Annotated in this window: 17 protein-coding genes; 13 read left to right on the forward strand and 4 right to left on the reverse strand. The window is 57.7% G+C overall.

The genetic code is table 11. The features are described from left to right. Positions 1–36: 36 nt before the first annotated feature. A complete protein-coding gene (locus tag C6382_RS10760) occupies positions 37–438 on the reverse strand; it encodes an acyl-CoA thioesterase (RefSeq protein ID WP_009402429.1) in 402 nt (133 codons plus the stop codon). Between the two features lie 373 nt (positions 439–811). On the opposite strand from C6382_RS10760, the gene C6382_RS10765 reads away from it, so the two are divergent. After that, positions 812–2,101 carry an MFS transporter gene (locus C6382_RS10765; protein WP_107024474.1) on the forward strand — a complete coding sequence of 430 codons (1,290 nt, stop codon included), beginning with the start codon at positions 812–814 and terminating at the stop codon, positions 2,099–2,101. An 87-nt stretch (positions 2,102–2,188) separates the two neighbouring features. Here the strand turns inward: C6382_RS10765 and C6382_RS10770 are convergent, their stop codons facing one another. Next, positions 2,189–2,671 carry a DUF6392 family protein gene (locus C6382_RS10770; protein ID WP_146146905.1) on the reverse strand — a complete coding sequence of 161 codons (483 nt, stop codon included), beginning with the start codon at positions 2,669–2,671 and terminating at the stop codon, positions 2,189–2,191. Next, the gene (locus tag C6382_RS10775; protein ID WP_107024476.1) at positions 2,668–3,024 is read right to left on the reverse strand and encodes a hypothetical protein; all 357 of its coding nucleotides are present in this window, start codon (positions 3,022–3,024) and stop codon (positions 2,668–2,670) included. The genes C6382_RS10770 and C6382_RS10775 overlap by 4 nt, the downstream gene beginning before the upstream one ends. A gap of 387 nt (positions 3,025–3,411) precedes the next feature. Here C6382_RS10775 and C6382_RS10780 point away from each other — a divergent pair, with 387 nt between their 5' ends. The 12 genes from C6382_RS10780 (at position 3,412) to C6382_RS10825 (ending at position 18,525) form a co-directional block, all read left to right on the forward strand. Beyond that, entirely contained in the window at positions 3,412–6,021 is a 2,610-nt protein-coding gene (locus C6382_RS10780) for an S-type pyocin domain-containing protein (protein ID WP_107024477.1), read from the forward strand. Continuing rightward, positions 6,018–6,491, forward strand: a complete 474-nt coding sequence (locus C6382_RS10785; protein WP_107024478.1) for a DUF6392 family protein — start codon at positions 6,018–6,020, stop codon at positions 6,489–6,491. The genes C6382_RS10780 and C6382_RS10785 overlap by 4 nt, the downstream gene beginning before the upstream one ends. Before the next feature lie 188 nt (positions 6,492–6,679). Beyond that, entirely contained in the window at positions 6,680–7,150 is a 471-nt protein-coding gene (locus C6382_RS23895) for a DUF6392 family protein (protein ID WP_146146906.1), read from the forward strand. Positions 7,151–7,293: 143 nt separating this feature from the next. Beyond that, positions 7,294–7,770, forward strand: a complete 477-nt coding sequence (locus C6382_RS23900; protein WP_146146907.1) for a DUF6392 family protein — start codon at positions 7,294–7,296, stop codon at positions 7,768–7,770. A 29-nt stretch (positions 7,771–7,799) separates the two neighbouring features. Beyond that, a complete protein-coding gene (locus C6382_RS10790) occupies positions 7,800–9,311 on the forward strand; it encodes an S-type pyocin domain-containing protein (RefSeq protein WP_107024479.1) in 1,512 nt (503 codons plus the stop codon). A 198-nt stretch (positions 9,312–9,509) separates the two neighbouring features. Then, positions 9,510–10,508, forward strand: a complete 999-nt coding sequence (locus C6382_RS10795) for a phosphate ABC transporter substrate-binding protein PstS (protein WP_107024480.1) — start codon at positions 9,510–9,512, stop codon at positions 10,506–10,508. A 139-nt stretch (positions 10,509–10,647) separates the two neighbouring features. Next, positions 10,648–12,936 (forward strand): ABC transporter permease subunit, encoded by a 2,289-nt coding sequence (locus C6382_RS10800; RefSeq protein WP_107024481.1) that lies wholly within the window; start codon positions 10,648–10,650, stop codon positions 12,934–12,936. A 17-nt stretch (positions 12,937–12,953) separates the two neighbouring features. Then, the gene (gene pstA, locus C6382_RS10805; RefSeq protein WP_107024482.1) at positions 12,954–14,624 is read left to right on the forward strand and encodes a phosphate ABC transporter permease PstA; all 1,671 of its coding nucleotides are present in this window, start codon (positions 12,954–12,956) and stop codon (positions 14,622–14,624) included. An 85-nt stretch (positions 14,625–14,709) separates the two neighbouring features. Continuing rightward, entirely contained in the window at positions 14,710–15,543 is an 834-nt protein-coding gene (pstB, locus tag C6382_RS10810; protein ID WP_107024483.1) for a phosphate ABC transporter ATP-binding protein PstB, read from the forward strand. 56 nt (positions 15,544–15,599) lie between these two features. After that, complete coding sequence (phoU, locus tag C6382_RS10815) at positions 15,600–16,358, forward strand: phosphate signaling complex protein PhoU (protein ID WP_038615977.1); 759 nt, start codon at positions 15,600–15,602, stop codon at positions 16,356–16,358. Between the two features lie 162 nt (positions 16,359–16,520). Further along, positions 16,521–17,423, forward strand: a complete 903-nt coding sequence (locus C6382_RS10820) for a response regulator (RefSeq protein ID WP_107024484.1) — start codon at positions 16,521–16,523, stop codon at positions 17,421–17,423. A 205-nt stretch (positions 17,424–17,628) separates the two neighbouring features. Continuing rightward, entirely contained in the window at positions 17,629–18,525 is an 897-nt protein-coding gene (locus C6382_RS10825) for a peptidoglycan DD-metalloendopeptidase family protein (RefSeq protein WP_107024485.1), read from the forward strand. 6 nt (positions 18,526–18,531) lie between these two features. On the opposite strand, the gene C6382_RS10830 is transcribed toward C6382_RS10825, so the two are convergent. Then, positions 18,532–19,872 carry a hemolysin family protein gene (locus tag C6382_RS10830; protein WP_107024486.1) on the reverse strand — a complete coding sequence of 447 codons (1,341 nt, stop codon included), beginning with the start codon at positions 19,870–19,872 and terminating at the stop codon, positions 18,532–18,534. Positions 19,873–19,890 lie beyond the last annotated feature (18 nt).

The following is a 19,890-nucleotide window of genomic DNA, read 5'->3' on the forward strand; positions in this document are numbered from 1 at the left end:
CCGCTTGCATACCTTCAAGTTTACCGCGCAGCCGTGTCAGCGACGAGGAGGAACCGAACGGGTACGGCCGCTGCCATCGATAGCAACGAACACAAACACAGCCTCGGTCACTTTGCGCCATTCGCTGGACAGCGGATCGTCGCTCCACACCTCGACCATCATCTGGATCGAGCTGCGGCCGATTTCCAGGGTCTGGGTATAGAAGGACAACTGCGCGCCAACAGCCACAGGGACCAGGAAGGCCATACGGTCGATGGCCACGGTTGCCACTCGGCCACCGGCGACGCGACTGGCCATAGCGGTGCCGGCCAGGTCCATCTGAGCGACCAGCCAGCCGCCGAAAATATCGCCGAAACCGTTGGTTTCACGTGGCAACGCAGTGATCTGCAAGGCCAGGTCGCCTTGCGGGATAGGATCTTCTTGTTCGAGTTCAATCATGCCGGGGGTGCCTCTGACCCGTGACGCTTCGTTGGTTGGCGCTATGACAGACGCCTCGAAAAACGATTCAGCACAACTATTCTACGCTGCTTTCGCTTTGCCAGGCGGCGAAGGGAAACTCTGCGAAACCGACTAAGCATATCTAGCGGCGTTTTCGCACAACATCCTTCAGAAGACGCAACCTTTTCCTACAGGCGGCCAGTATATAGAGCGAAAAGCGCAGCGACGACCATACAGTCATGAATAGTTGTATTGAATATGTACTGCGATGTGCTTTTTCCGGCAATTTGCTATGGTTTGGCGCTTCCCAGGTCGAAACCCGCGTCACAGGCGGCCTGCAGTATCAATAAAGCAATACCAATAAGAGATACCTATGACTTCCGTGCCCGGCAGTATCGTGCAGCCTTCGCGGCCGCTCACCCGCAGTGACTACAAGACCCTGTCGCTTTCCGCCTTGGGCGGTGCGCTGGAATTCTACGATTTCATCATTTTCGTGTTCTTCGCCACCGTGGTCGGCAAGCTGTTCTTTCCCGCCGACATGCCGGAATGGCTACGGTTGATGCAAACGTTTGGTATTTTCGCTGCTGGCTACCTGGCAAGGCCGCTGGGCGGGATCGTCATGGCTCACTTTGGTGACCTGCTGGGGCGCAAGAAGATGTTCACCCTGAGCATCTTCATGATGGCCGTGCCGACCCTGATCATGGGCCTGCTGCCGACCTACGCGCAGATCGGCATGTGGGCGCCGATCCTGCTGTTGCTGATGCGGGTGATCCAGGGCGCGGCGATTGGTGGTGAGGTGCCGGGTGCCTGGGTGTTTGTGTCCGAGCATGTGCCAGCACGCAATACCGGCTACGCCTGTGGCACCCTGACGGCCGGGCTGACCTCCGGGATCCTGCTCGGTTCGCTGGTGGCAACCTTGATCAACAGCCTCTACAGCCCGGAGGAAGTTGCCGACTACGCCTGGCGTATTCCTTTCCTTCTGGGTGGGGTGTTTGGTTTCTTCGCGGTGTACTTGCGCCGCTGGCTGCACGAAACCCCCGTGTTTGCCGAGATGCAGGCGCGCAAGGCGCTGGCTGAAGAAGTCCCCCTGCGCGCGGTGTTGCGTGATCACCGTGGTGCCATCGTCCTCTCGCTGTTGCTGACCTGGCTGCTGTCGGCCGGCATTGTGGTGGTGATCCTGATGACTCCGGCCTTGCTGCAGAGCCTTTACCAGGTCAGCCCGACCGATTCGCTGAAGGCCAACAGCCTGGCCATCGTCCTGCTCAGCTTCGGCTGCATCGGCACTGGCGCGCTGGCTGATCGCCTGGGCGCCGGCCGGGTATTCATTGTCGGCAGCCTGCTGTTGCTGGCGTCGTCCTGGACCTTCTACCACAGCCTGCCAACCCATCCTGAGTGGATGTTCCCGCTGTACGCCCTGACCGGTCTGTGCGTGGGCATTGTCGGTGCGGTGCCCTATGTCATGGTCAAGGCCTTCCCACCGGTGGTGCGTTTCAGCGGTTTGTCTTTTTCCTACAACATGGCCTACGCGATCTTCGGTGGTCTGACGCCGATGGTGGTCACCGCGCTGCTCAAATTCAGCCCGATGGCACCGGCTTACTACATTGCCGGGTTGTGCGCAGTCGGTTTGCTCGTCGGGCTTTACTTGCTGGCCAAGAAGCGCTGACAAAGGCTTGGAGTAGCCGGGTCGGAAAAGACCGGGATAGCGTTCGCCATGGCAAGGCATATGCCTGGCGGTACGCTATCTGGCGATCTACACCTCTTGCGCCATGATCGGCTCTTGGAAAAATGCCACATCACAAACCTGCTGGCTGCTGGTGTATTGAAGCATCACGGATACGGGAGGGTTACACGTGCAATCGTATGTGAACGCTTCCCAGCCACCGGTTTGGCCCATGGGGAGAGGCATCTGCACAGGAGGGTGTGACCTGTATGGGGCTCCCAGGATTTCTCGCGCTGTTTTTCCGGTTGTCACCCCTCGCAGTCGTTCAGGAAGCTCACCTCGGTATGTCAGCTCATCTGGCAAGGTGCTTATCAACGTGACGTGCACGCATTTAAGCTTTGCCGAGCCCGTTGAGAACTCCAGCTCCAGGCCGGGTGCAGCCGGGAAGGTTTCAACATCGTGGCCATAAAAGAGTGATTTGAGTGGCAAGTTCGGCAGGATTCCCTGATTGATCAGTGCGTCATGAGAACTACCCAGGCGTTCGATCCAGGCGCAGAGGGTCAATTTTTTCATGCGATCCACCCGCCTTTCCTGTGACATTCGATGGCTTGGCGTTTCGAATATTCTATCTCTGCCTCGGAGTAATCGCTGGCAGCAGGCAGTACATCGAAAAAAGCGTCGATTGCCGCAGGCAAATCTTCAGCCTCTTTTATGAACTGGGTTTCATCATCGGCTCCAAATCCCTGTATTTCGTGATATCGGTGTAAAACGGTTTTCGGGATATTTATCGCGGGCGCATTTAGTAAAATCGCTTTCATTTTCGAAAGGCTGAGTACTGGGTACTTATTTCGCAAAAATATCACCAGTGCTTCCGGTGATATTATATGAAATATGAACATTTCTTCGTCGGTGCTCTCTGGATCCATGATTTTACAATCCTGATTAAGTGGAAGTGGTGGCATTTGAATATTGCCGTTGCGTAGCTGGCTGCAAGGGAAACGTTTGCGCTTTATATGGTTGCACTGATCGGGGTTGGATGTTTGTTTTTAAGTGTTTCTTCTTGTGGGTCTTTGTAACGGCATATGCATAAGTTCGCTCTTGTGTGACAGCTCTGACCAGTGGTGTGGAGCTGTAGAGTGTAAGTGCGCGCGACATCGTCGGAATATGATTCTAGTTTTGTAGGTGCATTCTGAAGGCGACAGATTGTTCAATAAACAGTTGCTCATTTTTGTGAGGCCAATCGATATAAATAAGTAACACAGTTGCAACTCCCCCATTCGCAATGATCCGCCATGCAGAAAAGGAGACTCTGTATGGACGGAAAAACATTCAACGATAATTCCACGGGTGATGTCGTTATCACCCCAGGCTCACCCGGCTCCAGCAGTGGCGGGGGAGGCTTTTTCAGTATCGGCGGTGGGGGAGGGTTCGGCGCAGGTTTTGGCGGCTCCAGTCGACGCCGCCGAAAGAAGCGCGCCAAAGCCCGCGCAGCAGCACTTGCTCGGGCCAAAGCCGAAGAGCAGGCACGTCTGGAGGCCGTCGCAAGGGCACAGGCCGAAGCCCGCGCCCTTGCCCATCGCCAACTCGTCAATTCATACGGACAGGCCCGTGAGCAGCGTAAGGCGCAGTTGGACCAGCATTTTGCAGGCCAGGCGCAAGGCCAGGCCCAAGCGCTTCAAGCGGAAATTCAGGCGGCGAAAACAAGTCCTGATCATGACGGCAGCGAGCGCTGGCAGCTTTACCTGATAACCAAGGCGCGCAATGAGATAAATGGCCTGATTGCAGCCAAAGGTATCGAGCCTGCTCAGCGACAGGCCCTAGCTGCCGCCTTTGATGGCCAAGACCCGCTGGCGGCAGGGGCCGATACCTACGCCAGTCGCCTGGCAACCTTGGCCACCGCCGAGCACATGCAGCAGTTGCATCGAAGCTGGGAGACCGCCTACACGGCAGCCCAAGAAGCGCGGTTGCTCGCTCAGGCCATCGAAACATTGTCGCAGCGTTCCACCGCCTTGGCCCAGGAACATGCGCAGCAGCAGGAAGTCTGGCGGGCCAGGGAGGCGCAATGGGCGCGCCAGCGTCAGTATGCCCAGTTGCGCGAGACGCGTATCCGTTTCAAGCAACAGGCCGATGAAAATCTGCGCCAGCACCGGCTCAAGCAAGCCAATACCTTGTCCATGCCGGTTTCCGCCATCGGTACGGGTGGCGTCTTTCTAAGCCGGGCTGGAGCCCAGGTTGTCGCCGGGGCTCCAGCCGCCCTCGCGCAAGCAGTCATCTCAGTGATAAAGGAATTGGCGCGCATTGCCGCAATCCGGGCAGGGCAAGTTGTCAGCCTGACAGCCACCTTGCTTCTCTATTCGCCCGAGCTGGGTAACGGTGAGCTGAGCGCTGCACAACGCAGGCGTCAGCTGGAGGGTGTTGGCCTGCCCGCCGAGTTGCTCGGTTTGAAGGCCAATCAAAGCTTGCAGGCAATCGCTGACGCCGGTGGCACGGCGAGCATTGGCCATCGTTTGAAGGTGGAGCATCTGCAAGGTGGCAGCTCGATTGCGCTGGTGTCCACTGGCGGCGATATAACCACCGATATACCTGTAAGAAATGCCACCTTCGATCCAGTGACCGGTGCCTATCGTGTCGACGGCATTGGCCTGCTCGACAGGACCTTGCTGCTAGGGGGCGCCACAGCATCTTCTGATCCTTCTGCCGCGCCCGCCGGCTCCAGTGGTTTTATCGCTCCTGACCCGCAAGTGGACGAGGTGGCCAAAGGCGTAGACCTGCGTTTCGATGACTGCATCGTCTGCATTCCGGGGCAACCGCCGCAGTATTTCTCTTTCGTCTTGCCTCCTGCTGGCACAGGCGTAGTCAGTGGCAAGGGCGTGGTGGCGGATGCCAACTGGTGGGCTGCGGGCAGTGGTGGAACCGGCGCAGCAATCCCCGTTCAGGTAGGTAACCAGCTGCGTGCACGCACCTATGACGCACCGGCGGTATTTGAACGTGCGCTCTGGCAGACCATCGGCGCGGATGCCGGGTTGCTGGCGCAGTTTGATCCGATCAATCAGAAGCGCATTCTCAATGGCTATCCTCCCATCGCGGCGAAGGCCAGTTGGCAAGACGGACGACGGGAATTCGAGCTACGGCATGATGCGCCAGTCGGGCTCGGCGCCGGTCTTTATGATTTGGACCGGATCCGCATACATCCGCCGATCAGCGGTCGGGACGTGCGGATAGACATACCGGCCTTCACGCCGTGGTTCGCCCGCCGTCTTGAACTGGCCATGGACGCTGCGCTGGTCCAGGGGCAGCCCGCCCGTACCTGGACGCCGCTGGTACCACCAGGCCTCGATACGCTTGGGCCCACCCCGTTACCAGAGGGACCGTCGCTGCCAGGGCTGTTGCCGGGACAGACGACAGACCCGCTGTTGCCAGGTTCAGAAACACTTCCCGGGACGATTCCTGGCGAAACAGGTGTCACAATTCCGGGGTTCGGGGGTGATACGGATCTACCTTCGCCGGGGTTGGTTGACTATAGGCCGGCGAGGCCTCTGGAAGTGGGCTCATACAATGACTTACGACGGCGGAGTATCAATGACCGGATGGACGTGGATCACATTGTATCTCGTAAGGCATTGGAGGCACGTTTGAAGGTAATGTACGCTGGTATAACGCCAGCCCAGCTCAAAGTAATACTGGAAAGTGCGCCTAGCATTGTTATTCCGGAAGAAGTCCATAGAAAGTATAGTGAGACTTATGGCGGCAGAAATACGATATCCAAGCAATTGAGTGATGCTTCGGATCTCCGGGCGGCCGTAGACAACAATATGAATGCGCTAAAACCCGGTTTATTGGACTATGGTTTTTCAGAGGCTGAAATTGAAATGGCGCGTAATCAATTGCATGAGCTGCATATGGAAAAAGGACTGTATGAATGAATAGTGCAGAGTTGGAAGTTTACTTGCGCAGCCTGGGCCGCGGATACGATGAATTGGTTGAGGAGGGGGTTGTCGAGAAATCTAGATTCATTGAAGTATACCCTGGGGCTCTAACTTTATACATAAGCATCGAGGCAGGGTTTGATTTGGCTTTTGTATCTGAGACCAAGGAATTTGAGGCAATTTTCTTGACTCTCAGAAAGCTGGTTACGGAAGAGCCAATATTCATTGGGACGCTACCAGAGCCGTATGGCTTCTGTCGCAATCGAGACGAGGTCCATAGAGCGTTTGGTGTTCCACGCAGAAGTAAAGAGGCCTTTCGAATGCCGGATCCGCTCGGGAAGGTAGGCGGATGGGATGCTTACGAACTTGAAGGCGAAAGGCATAGAGATATTGAGATTGTTTTTAAATATGACGTCAACCTGAATGTGACCTGCTTGGCTTTTTCCTTGAAGAGAAACAATACCTAGAGCAGGCAATCGTTTGTGCGGATTTAGATTGCTAAACAGATCCTCGATTCACAGGATTTAAGAGTCGCGGTTGACCGTAGTGTGGATGCATTGAAGCCTGGTTTACTAGAGTACGGCTTTACGGAAAGTCAAATTGAGGGCGCAAGGCAGCAGTTGCATAGCTTACACATTGAAATGGGGCATTATAAATGAATAGCCAAAAATTCAATTTGTATCTTGAGAGCTTAGGCGTTAGGCACAGTGATCTCGTTGCGCGCAGTATAATTGAAGATTCCGGGTTTATTGAGGTTTACCCTGGCGCTTTAACCTTGCACATAGAGCCAGAGGCAGGCGTAGATTTTGGCTTTTGGGCTGAGACTAAAAAATTTGAAGCACTGCACTTTACGCTGAAAAAATATTCGCCCTCTGCCGTTGAGTACCTAGGGGCATTACCGGAGCCCTATCAGTCATGTACCACCAGAGGTAAGGTAAGAGAAATTTTTGGTACACCCTTTGAAAACAGGGAACCGTTCCGGATGCCTGATCCCTTTGGGCAGACAGGTGGATGGGATGCATATGATGTAGAAGGTCATATAAATGTTGGTGTGACTTTTAAATACAATGTTGGCTTGGAAGTTAGTTGTGTGGTTTTTTTCCTTAAAAATACCGGGCATTATTGAGATTGGTTGTGGTTAGTGTACAGATAGTAATGTACTGGTGGATGCGCTAAGCCCGGCTTGTTGGAATACGGCTTCTCTGAAGATCAAGTAGAGCGGGCGCGTGAGCAGCTTCACCTGCTCCACATCAAGAAAGGGCTCTACAAATGAATAATTCGGATCTGGATATTTTTATTAGAAGTCTAGGCAGTGATTATGAACAAATGGTGAAAGGTGGGTTGATTAAGCCCAGTGCATTCATAGAAGTTTGTCCGGAACCTCTGACCTTGTATTTAGAGCCTGAGGCAGGTGTTAGCTTCGGCTTTTGGGCTGAGACCAAGATATTCGAATTTATACACTTCACAATGAAGCCAGTTACGCAATACGGTGTTATGTACGCTGGTAGTCTACCTGAGCCTTACCAGTCATCTGTCGTGCAGTCAAAGGTAAGAGAAGAATTTGGTGAACCATTTAGAAGCAAAGCACCATTTACCATGCCTGAACCATTTGGACCAGTAGGTGGGTTGGATGCATATGATTTAACAGCTTTGGGGTACAAAAACACGCAAGTCGTATTCAAATATGACACGGATTTTAATGTGATAGCTGTGGTTTTTTCACTTATCGAGAGAAGTCGAGCTTGATGGGGTTGACGAAATAGGAGTTTCCAGGAATGAAACTTGAAAACCGCTTACAGGACTACGACGAAGCCCAATTCCTCGGGCTCGTTCAGCACATCTGGAGCGTCGAGATGGACAAGGTCGAGCACGACGCTCTGATTGCCCACTTCGACTCGATCATCGGTCTGCCTCAGGGCGCCGATCTTTTGTTTTCGCGGGCGAGGGGTAACAGTTCATCGCCTGAATCCATCGTCGCTACAGTAAAGGCTGCCTATCAGGCCAAGGGGACACGTGCATTCAAGGGGCAGGCAGTTACCAGGGTTCCCCCCACCACGCCGCCGGTAAAACTCACTGCCGCGCAACGGGCCCAGGCAAGTTCCCGGCGTAACATCGAGCAAGGCCGTGACTTGATTGCAAGGGTCGACTTGGCGATATCGCAGGTGCGGACAAGGTTGTCGGCCTTGGCGAAGACACTAACCACCATCCAGAACGTCACCCCATCTGGGGTCCGTCCGTTACTGGACTCTCTGGCCACATCAAGGCACGAGCTGAAGCTCGCTTTTCGGCGTTTGAAGAGCCTGGCCATGTCCGTTCAGTTTGCCAAGGACGCTGCACAGCGTGATGTGAGAAGCTCGTTTCTGGACGCCACGCTGCAAGCCGTCCTGTTGAATGAAATCAGCCAATGCGATGTCCGTTATCGTGCTGCCCTGAAGGCGGCCGAGGCCGATTACCCGGGTTTAATGGTTCGCACGACTGGCCACATTCAAACATTGCGTAAACTATGGCTGGCGCAGAGCCCACAGCTTGGCAAGACGGTACTGATGCGTTCGCCCCGGCTCAGTGCGGGTTCGCGTCCTGCACTGCTGACCGAGCGGGGCGTATCAGCTGTCATCCGTAGCGAGATGCACCAACTGCTGCATACCTTGCGCTCAGCTGTGGCGGAGTTGGAATGGCAGGCCACTCAACTCAATGCAGAGCATCCCGCCACCTGCGCTCAGTTGATGGAATTCAGGCAAAGCCACCCAAGCGAAGACCCCCGTTTCGCTCTATCGCTACCCCTTGAGGAGCTGTGTTCGTTAGACGGAATCGACTGGCAATTACTGGCCAAGCTTGAGTCTGGGATTGATTTGCCTATTCGGTTCTACTCGGCACTGGCTCCAGTCAGCAACGGCAAGCTCGGTGAGGACTGGGAGAAGGTGGGGGCGATATCCCATGTGCGGATGACGCTGACCCAAGGCGCTCAAGTTCCTTCGCGTGTACCTGTACGGTCAGCCGTATGGAGTGAAGATCAGCGAGCCTTTGTGTTCACAGCCAACGCAGCTGTGCTGGCAACGGTCCTCTGGCAAAGCACGGACGATTTACCCATGGATGCTCAAGTTCAGAGCGGCCCGCCGAGCGTCAGTTACCTCAACTTACCGCGTGTTCCTCTTGTTGAGCCGTTAATCCATCCGCAGCGCATTCGATTCCAGGATTACGTCGTGGTGTTTCCTGAGGGGAGCGCAATGAGCCCTGTCTATCTCATGCTTCGAAATGATCAAGTGACGAGTGAATCGCAGGTGTTCTGAGTACCAGCATTTGCTGTCCGGAGGGTGCAAGGTCGCGGCTACACTCTGCTCCGCTGGTGAAACATCTTGAAAAGGCCATTCCGGACAACCGGTGATGGCCTTTCATCTAATTGTCACATTCGATTCATAGAGTGTTCATACGGCCTGCAGATACTTGGGCCCGATCCATCTCACCCCAATTCCTGCTAGGAGCAAGGCATGAAACTGAAGCGTTTGATGGCGGCCCTGACTTTCGTCGCCGCTGGCGTTGCCACCGCCAATGCGGTTGCCGCTGTTGACCCTGCTATTCCGACCTACACCAAGACCACCGGTGTGTCGGGCAACCTCTCCAGCGTCGGTTCCGATACCCTGGCGAACCTGATGACCCTGTGGGCTGAGGCCTACAAGAAGGAATACCCGAACGTAAACATCCAGATCCAGGCTGCCGGCTCCTCCACCGCGCCACCGGCGCTGACCGAAGGCACCGCCAACCTCGGCCCGATGAGCCGCAAAATGAAGGACGTCGAACTGCAGGCGTTCGAACAGAAATACGGCTACAAACCAACCGCCATCCCGGTTGCCGTCGATGCCCTGGCCGTATTCGTGCACAAGGACAACCCGATCAAAGGCCTGACCATGGCCCAGGTCGATGCGATCTTCTCTTCGACCCGCCTGTGCGGTGCCAAAGCCGACGTGAAAACCTGGGGTGACCTGGGCGTGACTGGCGACCTGGCCAACAAGCCGGTTCAATTGTTCGGCCGTAACTCAGTATCCGGCACTTATGGCTACTTCAAGGAAGAAGGCCTGTGCAAAGGTGACTTCAAGCCTAACGTCAACGAGCAACCAGGTTCGGCTTCGGTCGTGCAGTCGATCAGCAGCTCGCTGAACGGCATCGGTTACTCGGGCATCGGCTACAAGACTGCCAGCGTTAAAACCGTGCCTCTGGCCAAGAAGGAAGGCGGTGCGTTTGTCGAAGACAACGAAGCCAACGCCCTGAACGGTACCTACCCGCTGTCGCGTTTCCTCTACGTTTACGTCAACAAGGCGCCGAACAAGCCTCTGGCCCCGCTGGAAGCCGAGTTCGTCAAGCTGGTGCTGTCGCAAGCGGGCCAGCAGGTTGTCGTGAAGGACGGTTACATCCCGCTGCCTGCCAAAGTGGCTGAAAAAGCCCTGGCGGACCTGGGTCTGAACCACAACGGAAACGTTGCGAAGAAGTAAGTGAGAGATCGGTGGGATCTGGTTTTGGCCCGATCTCGCCACACATTACGAGTCCGCTGCCAGGGGTATCTGAGCGGCGGGCTTTTTTGCGTCACTGCATTGTCATGTTTTTGTCATACGGGACCGCTAGGGTGTGCGCATGAATGATCTGGCCAACTCCACAATGACCCAAAATTCTCCCCCCGTGCGGATTGACTTCAATGCGCCCGAATTGCAACGCAAGCGCCGTATGCGTGCGCTCAAGGATCGCCTGACCCGCTGGTATGTACTGGTAGGCGGGCTTGCCGTGCTGGCAGCGATCACCTTGATCTTCTTCTATCTGGCCTATGTGGTCGTGCCGCTGTTCCAGGGCGCCACCTTGACCAGCAAGAAAGCGCTGGAGCCGACCTGGCTCAGCCAGGATGCCGGCAAGCCGCTGATGATTGCCCTGGAAGAGCAGAACCTGGTGGGGATGCGGGTTTCCGACAAGGGCCAAGCGCTGTTCTTCGACACCAAGAGTGGTGCCGAGCTCAAGCGCGTTGACCTGCCGGTGCCTGCGGGTACTCAGGTAACTTCTATTGGCACCGACCAGCCGGGCAACCCACTGGTGGTGCTGGGCTTGTCCAATGGTCAGGCACTGGCGTTCAGCCACAGCTACAAGATCACCTACCCGGACAACAAGAAGACCATCAGCCCGGCCATCGACTTCCCGTATGGCCAGGAGCCGTTCGTACTCGACGAGCAGGGCCGTGCGCTGGAGCACGTCAGCCTCAATGTCAACGGTGAGACCCTGGTGGTTGCCGGCTCCACTGGCGCGTACCTGCAGGTGGTGTCGCTGAGCCGCGAAGAAAACATGATGACCGGTGAGGTCACCAGCGAGCAGAGCCGTATTGACCTGCCGCAGATGAGCGAACCGGTCAAAGCGATCTTCATCGATCCGCGCCAGCAGTGGCTGTATGTGATCAACGGTCGGGCCCAGGCGGATGTCTTCAGCCTGCGTGAGAAGAGCCTCAATGGCCGCTACAAGCTGCTCGAGGATGGCAACGCCGAAGTCACCGCCAGCACCCAGTTGGTCGGTGGTATCTCGCTGATCATCGGCGACTCAAAAGGTGGTCTGGCCCAGTGGTTCATGGCCCGCGACCCAGATGGAGAGCAGCGTTTCAAGCGTATTCGCGAGTTCCAGATGGGCACTGCGCCGATCGTGCAGATCGATGCTGAAGAGCGCCGCAAGGGCTTTGTTGCCCTGGATGCCGCTGGCAAGCTTGGCGTGTTCCACAGCACCGCGCACCGTACCTTGCTGGTCGAGTCGGTAGCTGAAGGCGCAGGCGTTCTGGCGCTGTCGCCGCGGGCCAACCGCATCATCGTCGAAGAGGGCGGCAAGCTGCTGCCACTGACGCTGAAGAACCCGCACCCGGAAGTGTCCTGGAGCGCGTTGTGGAGCAAGGTCTGGTACGAGAACTATGACGAGCCGAAGTACGTTTGGCAGTCCACTGCTTCGAACACCGATTTCGAACCCAAGCTAAGCCTCTCGCCGCTGACCTTCGGTACCCTCAAGGCTGCGTTCTACGCGATGATCCTGGCGGCTCCGCTGGCGATTGCCGCAGCAATCTACACCGCCTACTTCATGGCCCCTGGCATGCGCCGCAAGGTCAAGCCGGTGATCGAACTGATGGAGGCGATGCCGACGGTAATCCTCGGCTTTTTCGCCGGTCTGTTCCTGGCGCCGTACCTGGAAGGCCACCTGCCGGGTGTGTTCAGCCTGTTCCTGCTGATGCCGATTGGCATCCTGGTCGCCGGCTTCACCTGGAGCCGCCTGCCCGAGTCGATCCGTCTGCGGGTTCCGGATGGTTGGGAAGCGGCAATCCTGATTCCGGTGATCCTGCTGACCGGCTGGTTCGCCCTGTATATGAGTCCATTCCTGGAGACCTGGTTCTTCGGTGGTGACATGCGCCTGTGGATCACCAATGACCTGGGCATCACCTTCGATCAGCGCAACGCTCTGGTAGTCGGTATCGCCATGGGCTTCGCAGTGATTCCGAACATCTACTCGATTGCTGAAGACGCCGTGTTCAGCGTGCCGCGCAGCCTGACCCTGGGCTCCCTGGCACTCGGTGCAACGCCGTGGCAGACCCTGACTCGTGTGGTCATCCTGACCGCCAGCCCGGGTATTTTCTCGGCGTTGATGATCGGTATGGGCCGTGCTGTAGGTGAAACCATGATCGTGCTGATGGCTACGGGTAACACCCCGGTCATGGAAATGAACCTGTTCGAAGGCATGCGTACCCTGGCCGCCAACGTTGCCGTGGAGATGCCGGAATCGGAAGTCGGTGGCAGCCACTACCGCGTGCTGTTCCTCGCCGCGCTGGTGTTGTTGATGTTCACCTTCGTGATGAACACCTTGGCCGAGCTGATTCGCCAGCGTCTGCGCAAGAAATACTCGTCGCTTTGATAGGAAGGTAGAGATCCGTGAAAAAGGATTCCCTCAAAAGCTGGTTCAAGAGCGGCGCCCCTGGCGTCTGGATCAGCGGTGGCGCAGTCGCCATCGCGGTGATCATGACCATCGGTCTGCTCTCGGTGATCGCTGTGCGCGGCCTCGGCCACTTCTGGCCAGCCGACCTGATTCAGGCCAGCTATAACGTGCCGGGTCAGGCGAATCATATCGTCGTCGGCGAAGTGGTGCAGAAAGAAGAAGTCCCGCGGGTCCGTCTCAAGGGAGCCGGCTTGCCGGTGCCTGACGAGGGTCCGGAGTTCATGACCCGTGAGCTGATCAAGGTCGGTAACCGCGACCTCAACGGCAGCGACTTCACCTGGGTGGTTGGCGAATGGCTGACCGACCAGCAGAAGCCGGTCGACCTGATCGCCCTGGAGCGTCGTGAGTGGGGTAACTTCTACGGCTACCTGGTCAGCGTCAAGGAAAACGGTAAGGTCGTCGCCGAAGGCCAGGCGGCCTGGTCCGAGCTGCAAGCGCGCCTCAAGCGTGCCGGCAAGCTGGCTGGCGAGCTGCAGAAGCTTGAGAAGAAGGATATCGGTGCCATCAACTACGGCCTTGAGCGTCTGCGTCTGCAGGCTCGCAAGCTGGAGCTCGACGGTAAGCTGGATGCCGCCGCGCAGGCTGACATGGACGCCGAACGTGCCGAACTGAACAACCGTTACAAGGCTATCGAAGAGCGTCTGGGCAACCTGCATCAGGACTTCGGTCGCGATAGCCTGGTGGCCAAGGACGGCAATGGCCGTGAAGTCGAGATCAACCTGAGCAAGGTGGTTCACGCTTACCAGCCGAACGGCATGGGCTTCTTCACCAAGATGGGCGTGTATTTCGCCAAGGTCTGGGAGTTTCTTAGCGACGACCCGCGTGAAGCCAACACCGAAGGCGGGATCTTTCCTGCAATCTTCGGTACTGTGATGATGACCCTGATCATGGCCGTGATCGTCACCCCGTTCGGCGTGCTGGCGGCGGTGTACCTGCGTGAATATGCGCGCCAGGGGCCGGTGACTCGCCTGATCCGTATCGCGGTGAACAACCTCGCCGGTGTTCCGGCCATCGTCTACGGCGTGTTCGGTCTGGGCTTCTTCGTCTATGTGCTGGGTGGCTCGCTCGATCGCCTGTTTTTCCCTGAGGCGTTGCCGGCACCAACCCTGGGTACTCCGGGTCTGCTCTGGGCCTCGTTGACCCTGGCACTGCTGGCGGTGCCGGTGGTGATCGTGGCCACTGAAGAAGGCCTGGCGCGTATCCCGCGTACGGTTCGTGAAGGTTCGCTGGCGCTCGGTGCAACCAAGGCCGAGACCCTGTGGAAGATCGTCCTGCCAATGGCCAGCCCGGCGATGATGACCGGCATGATCCTCGCCGTGGCCCGCGCCGCCGGTGAAGTGGCACCGCTGATGCTGGTGGGTGTAGTGAAACTGGCGCCATCGCTGCCAGTGGATGGCAACTATCCGTACCTGCACCTGGACCAGAAGATCATGCACCTGGGCTTCCACATCTATGACGTCGGCTTCCAGAGTCCGAACGTCGAGGCCGCGCGGCCGCTGGTTTACGCCACCGCGTTGCTGCTGGTGCTGGTGATCGCCACGCTCAACTTGTCGGCCGTATGGATTCGTAACCACCTGCGCGAGAAGTACAAGGCGCTGGATAGCTGATCGAAACACCCTTTTTGCAAGCGCCGCCCGTGTGTTGTACCGGGTGGCTCGATGAAACGAAATTGATAGCGTATGGAGCCTGACCATGCAGCAAGAATCCCACGCCCACGGCATCGATATGTCGGCCCTGGGTCGTACCAAGCAGAGCCTGCAACTGGCCGATGAAACCGTGGCCATCGAAGTGCCTGGTCTGAGCCTGTACTACGGCGAGAAACAAGCCCTGTTCGACGTCAGCATGAACATCCCGAAACAGCGCGTGACGGCCTTCATCGGCCCGTCCGGCTGCGGTAAATCAACCTTGCTGCGCACTTTCAACCGCATGAACGACCTGGTGGATGGTTGCCGCGTCGAGGGTGCAATCAACCTGTACGGCAACAACATCTATCGCAAGGGCGAAGACGTGGCCGAACTGCGTCGCCGGGTTGGCATGGTGTTCCAGAAGCCTAACCCGTTTCCCAAGACCATCTATGAAAACGTGGTCTATGGCCTGCGCATCCAGGGCATCAACAAGAAACGCGTACTCGATGAGGCCGTGGAATGGGCACTCAAGGGCGCGGCCCTGTGGGAGGAGGTCAAGGACCGCTTGCACGAGTCGGCTCTGGGCCTGTCCGGTGGTCAACAGCAACGTCTGGTGATCGCTCGCACCATCGCAGTGGAGCCCGAGGTACTGCTGCTCGATGAGCCGTGCTCGGCACTGGACCCGATCTCGACGCTGAAAGTCGAAGAGCTGATCTACGAGCTGAAGTCCAAGTACACCATCGTCATCGTTACCCACAACATGCAGCAGGCGGCGCGGGTTTCCGACTACACCGCCTTCATGTACATGGGCAAACTGGTCGAGTTCGGTGACACCGACACGCTGTTCACCAATCCGGCGAAGAAGCAGACCGAAGATTACATCACCGGTCGGTATGGCTAGGATTCAACGATCGAACGCCGCCTGACAGTACTTACCGGACGCTCCAAGGATTTCTCATGATCAATAAAGACAGCCTTACCCACCACATCTCGCAGCAGTTCAACGCCGAACTCGAAGAGGTTCGCAGCCACCTTCTGGCGATGGGCGGTCTGGTTGAGAAGCAGGTCAATGACGCGGTCACTGCGCTGATCGAGGCCGATTCGGGCCTGGCCCAGCAGGTGCGTGAAGTCGACGAGCAGATCAACCAGATGGAGCGCAACATTGACGAGGAATGCGTGCGCATTCTCGCCCGTCGTCAGCCGGCTGCTTCTGACCTGCGTCTGATCATCAGCATTTCCAAGTCGGTGATTGACCTGGAGCGCATTGGTGACGAGTCGACCAAGATCGCCCGCCGCGCTATTCAGTTGTGCGAAGAGGGTGAGTCGCCGCGCGGCTACGTCGAAGTCCGGCACATCGGCGATCAGGTGCGCAACATGGTCCGTGATGCGCTGGATGCCTTTGCTCGTTTCGACGCTGACCTGGCGCTGTCGGTCGCCCAGTACGACAAGACCATCGACCGCGAGTACAAGACCGCGCTGCGCGAGCTGGTTACCTACATGATGGAAGATCCGCGTTCGATCTCCCGGGTGCTCAGCGTAATCTGGGCCCTGCGCTCACTGGAGCGGATTGGCGACCACGCACGTAACATCTCCGAGCTGGTGATCTACCTGGTGCGCGGTACCGATGTGCGTCACCTGGGCCTCAAGCGAATGAAAGAAGAGGTCGAGGGTGGCAGCGAAAAGGCTAATGTTCCGGCTGAAACTGACGATAAGTAAGGCTGCCCCGAGAACGAACGCCCGGCCCTGGCCGGGCGTTTTCGTTTGCGGTCGAGCACCTCAAGGCAGCCGCGAACGAAATCACGAGTCCCGGCGTGAGCCAATGTTTGGCAAATGGCCATTAGTCAGCGTTATGCTAGTCGGGATTCAATAGGAGTGGCGATGAGTAAAGTCAGTGTGTTGGTTGTGGATGATGCGCCGTTCATTCGCGACCTGGTGAAAAAGTGTCTGCGCAACTATTTCCCGGGAATTGTCATCGAAGACGCGGTCAACGGTCGCAAGGCCCAGACATTGCTGGCGCGTGAGGCCTTCGACTTGGTCCTGTGCGACTGGGAAATGCCGGAAATGTCCGGGTTGGAGCTGCTGACCTGGTGCCGCCAGCAGGAGTCGATGAAGACGTTGCCGTTCATCATGGTGACCAGTCGTGGCGACAAGGAAAACGTGGTCCAGGCGATCCAGGCCGGTGTTTCCGACTTCGTCGGCAAGCCGTTTACCAATGAGCAATTGCTGACCAAGGTGAAGAAGGCCCTGACCAAGGTTGGCAAGCTCGATACCTTGCTGGCCAGCGCCCCGACGCGTGCCAGTTCAGCTTTTGCCAATGACTCGCTGAGCGCCCTCACCGGGGGGCGTGCCGAGACGGTAAAACCTGCGGCAGCGGCTGCTCCGGTTGTGGCGACCAAGACACTGATCAATGCGCCCAAGCCTACCGCCGCCGCTGCCGCACCTGCGGGACGTGGCCAGGGGCAGTTGCGTCTGCCTAGCGGTGTGCAGCCCTGCGTGATCAAGGCCCTGAGCCTCAAGGAGGCGCTTTTGGTGGTACGCCGTGGCGAGACCCTGCCACAGGTACTCGAAGGCGCTGTGCTCGACCTGGAGCAGGGTGATAACGCCGAAGTCGCCCGGCTCAATGGTTATCTGCATGCGGTGGCGGCGCTGGAGCCGAAGCCGGACAGCGACTGGTTGCAGTTGACCTTCAAGTTCGTCGATCAGGATGCACAGAAGCTGGATTACCTGTCGCGGTTGATTGCCCGTGGTTCTGCACAGAAGCATTTCGTGCCTGGGGCTTGACCGCAATATTGTGTAGGAGCCGGCGTTGCCGGCGATCGGGCGCACATCGCCCCTGGCCCGGCTGCGCCGAGCATCGCCAGCAATGCTGGCTCCTACTGGTTGTAGGGTGTCTGCACCGCTCGTCTTCTGAAACACTTCCACCATTCCCCCGGCAAAATCCCCTGCTAGTCTTCAACAGACCTTATCTGTCAAAAAGCCACTACTCATGCCAGCGCGTTCGCTGCTGCTCTGTGCCTTGCTCGTGGCTTGCGGCCCGGCTCTGGCTTCGACGTTCTACAAAAGCACTGATGCCTACGGTGTGGTCTCGTATTCCGATCGTCCGCTGCCTGGGGCGCAGGCCTTGGTCTTTCGCGACCGGATGGTTGAACAGTTGGGCGACCAAGTGCGATTGCACGCGATCAAGTTCGCCACGGGTGTGAGCTTCAGTGCCCGCAACGACACCTATGCGCCTGTGGAAGTCGAGTTGCGCCTGGAGCGCCTGAGCAATGCCAAGGGCGAAGGAACGCGGCTTGTGCGGCGGGTGGTGCCAGCTCGTGCAGCGGTGCTGCTGACGGTGGTCAACGCGCGGCAAGAAGGTCAGTCGGTGAGTTATCAGGAGAAGTTCAGCTACGCCTTGGGCAATCCTGCTCAGCGCCAGCAGGCATTTCGCTACCCGCTGCCGTGGCGCGGCGGGCCTTTTCGAGTGACCCAGGGGGCAAACGGAAGCTACAGCCATTTCGGCCCCAAAAGCCGCTACGCCATGGACATCGCCATGCCCGAAGGTACGCCGGTCATTGCTTCACGGGCGGGCATCGTGATCAAGACCGAGAACAACCAGAGCGGGCGCGGAGCGCACCCAGCAGGCAATTTCGTGCGGATTCTGCATGACGACGGCACCATGGGCGTTTATCTGCACCTGATGCGGGGGTCTGTGGTGGTCCGCGAGGGACAGCGGGTGGTGTACGGGACCGCGCTGGCGAAATCCGGCAATACCGGCAACAGCACCGGCCCGCATCTGCATTTTGTCGTGCAGCGTAACGTTGGACTGGCGCTGGAGTCGATTCCTTACCAGTTCAACCAGCCTGTCGGTGGGTTGCCGAACTTTACCGCCGGCAACCCCTGAGGCAGCTCAATCGAGTTTGAGCACCTTGGCCAGGACAATTTTCGGGCCTTTCATCTTCTTGATGATGATGCGCAGGCCTTCGACTTCCAGCAGCTCCTCTTCTTCCGGTACCCGCTTGAGGGTCTCGTAGACCAGGCCGGCGAGGGTTTCCGCCTCGATATGGTCCAGGTCCACGCCGAGCAGGCGCTCGACTTTGAACAGCGGCGTGTCGCCACGTACCAGTAGCTTGCCTGGCTGGTAGGCGAGGATGCCGCGTTCGGCCTTGCGGTGTTCGTCCTGGATGTCACCCACCAGCACTTCCAGCACGTCTTCCATGGTCAGGTAGCCAATGACCTTGCCATCGGCTTCTTCGACCAGGGCGAAGTGCGCGCCACCTTTGCGGAACTCTTCCAGCAGGTGGGCCAGGGGCATGTGGCGGGACACGCGCTCCAGCGGCCGGGTCAGCTCGGCAAGGTTGAAAGACTCGGGGATATGGTCCAGATCGGCCAACTCCAGCAGCAGGTCCTTGATATGCAGCAGGCCGATGAACTCACCACGCTCGGCATCGAGCACCGGGTAGCGGCTGAATTTGTGCCGGCGAAACATCGCCAGGATTTCCTTGAGCGGCGCGTGGGCGTCGAGGCAAACCATGTCTTCACGGGAGTTGGCCCAGTCGACCACCTCCAGTTCACCCATCTCCACTGCCGATGCCAGTACGCGCATGCCTTGGTCGCTGGGGTCCTGGCCACGGCTGGAGTGCAGGATCAGCTTCAGTTCATCGCGGCTGTAATGGTGCTCGTGGTGCGGGCCGGGTTCACCCTGGCCGGCGATACGCAAAATGGCGTTGGCACTGGCATTGAGTAGGTAGATGGCCGGGTACATCAGCCAGTAGAACAGGTACAGCGGTACCGCAGTCCACAGCGACAACAGTTCAGGTTTGCGGATCGCCCAGGACTTGGGTGCCAGCTCACCGACCACGATGTGCAGGTAGGAAATCACGAAGAAGGCGCTGAAGAACGACACTGCCTTGATCACTTCCGGCGACTCTACGCCGACAGCGGCCAGCAGGGGTTCAAGCAGGTGCGCGAAGGCTGGTTCACCGACCCAGCCCAGGCCCAGAGAGGCGAGGGTGATACCTAGTTGGCAGGCCGAAAGGTAAGCGTCCAGCTGGTTGTGTACGGTGCGCAGGATCTGCCCACGCCAGCCATGCTGCTTGGCAATCGACTCGACCTTGGTCGAGCGCAATTTGACCATGGCGAACTCGGCGGCAACGAAAAAGCCGTTGAGCAGCACCAGCAGCAGAGCAAAAAGAATCATGCCGAAATCGGCGAAAAGTGAGGCGAAGCTAATACCAGGGGAAGGGTCCATGATGGGGTTTTACGGGGT

The sequence above is a fragment of the Pseudomonas sp. BBP2017 genome, from assembly GCF_003024385.1.
In the GTDB taxonomy this organism is placed as follows: domain Bacteria; phylum Pseudomonadota; class Gammaproteobacteria; order Pseudomonadales; family Pseudomonadaceae; genus Aquipseudomonas.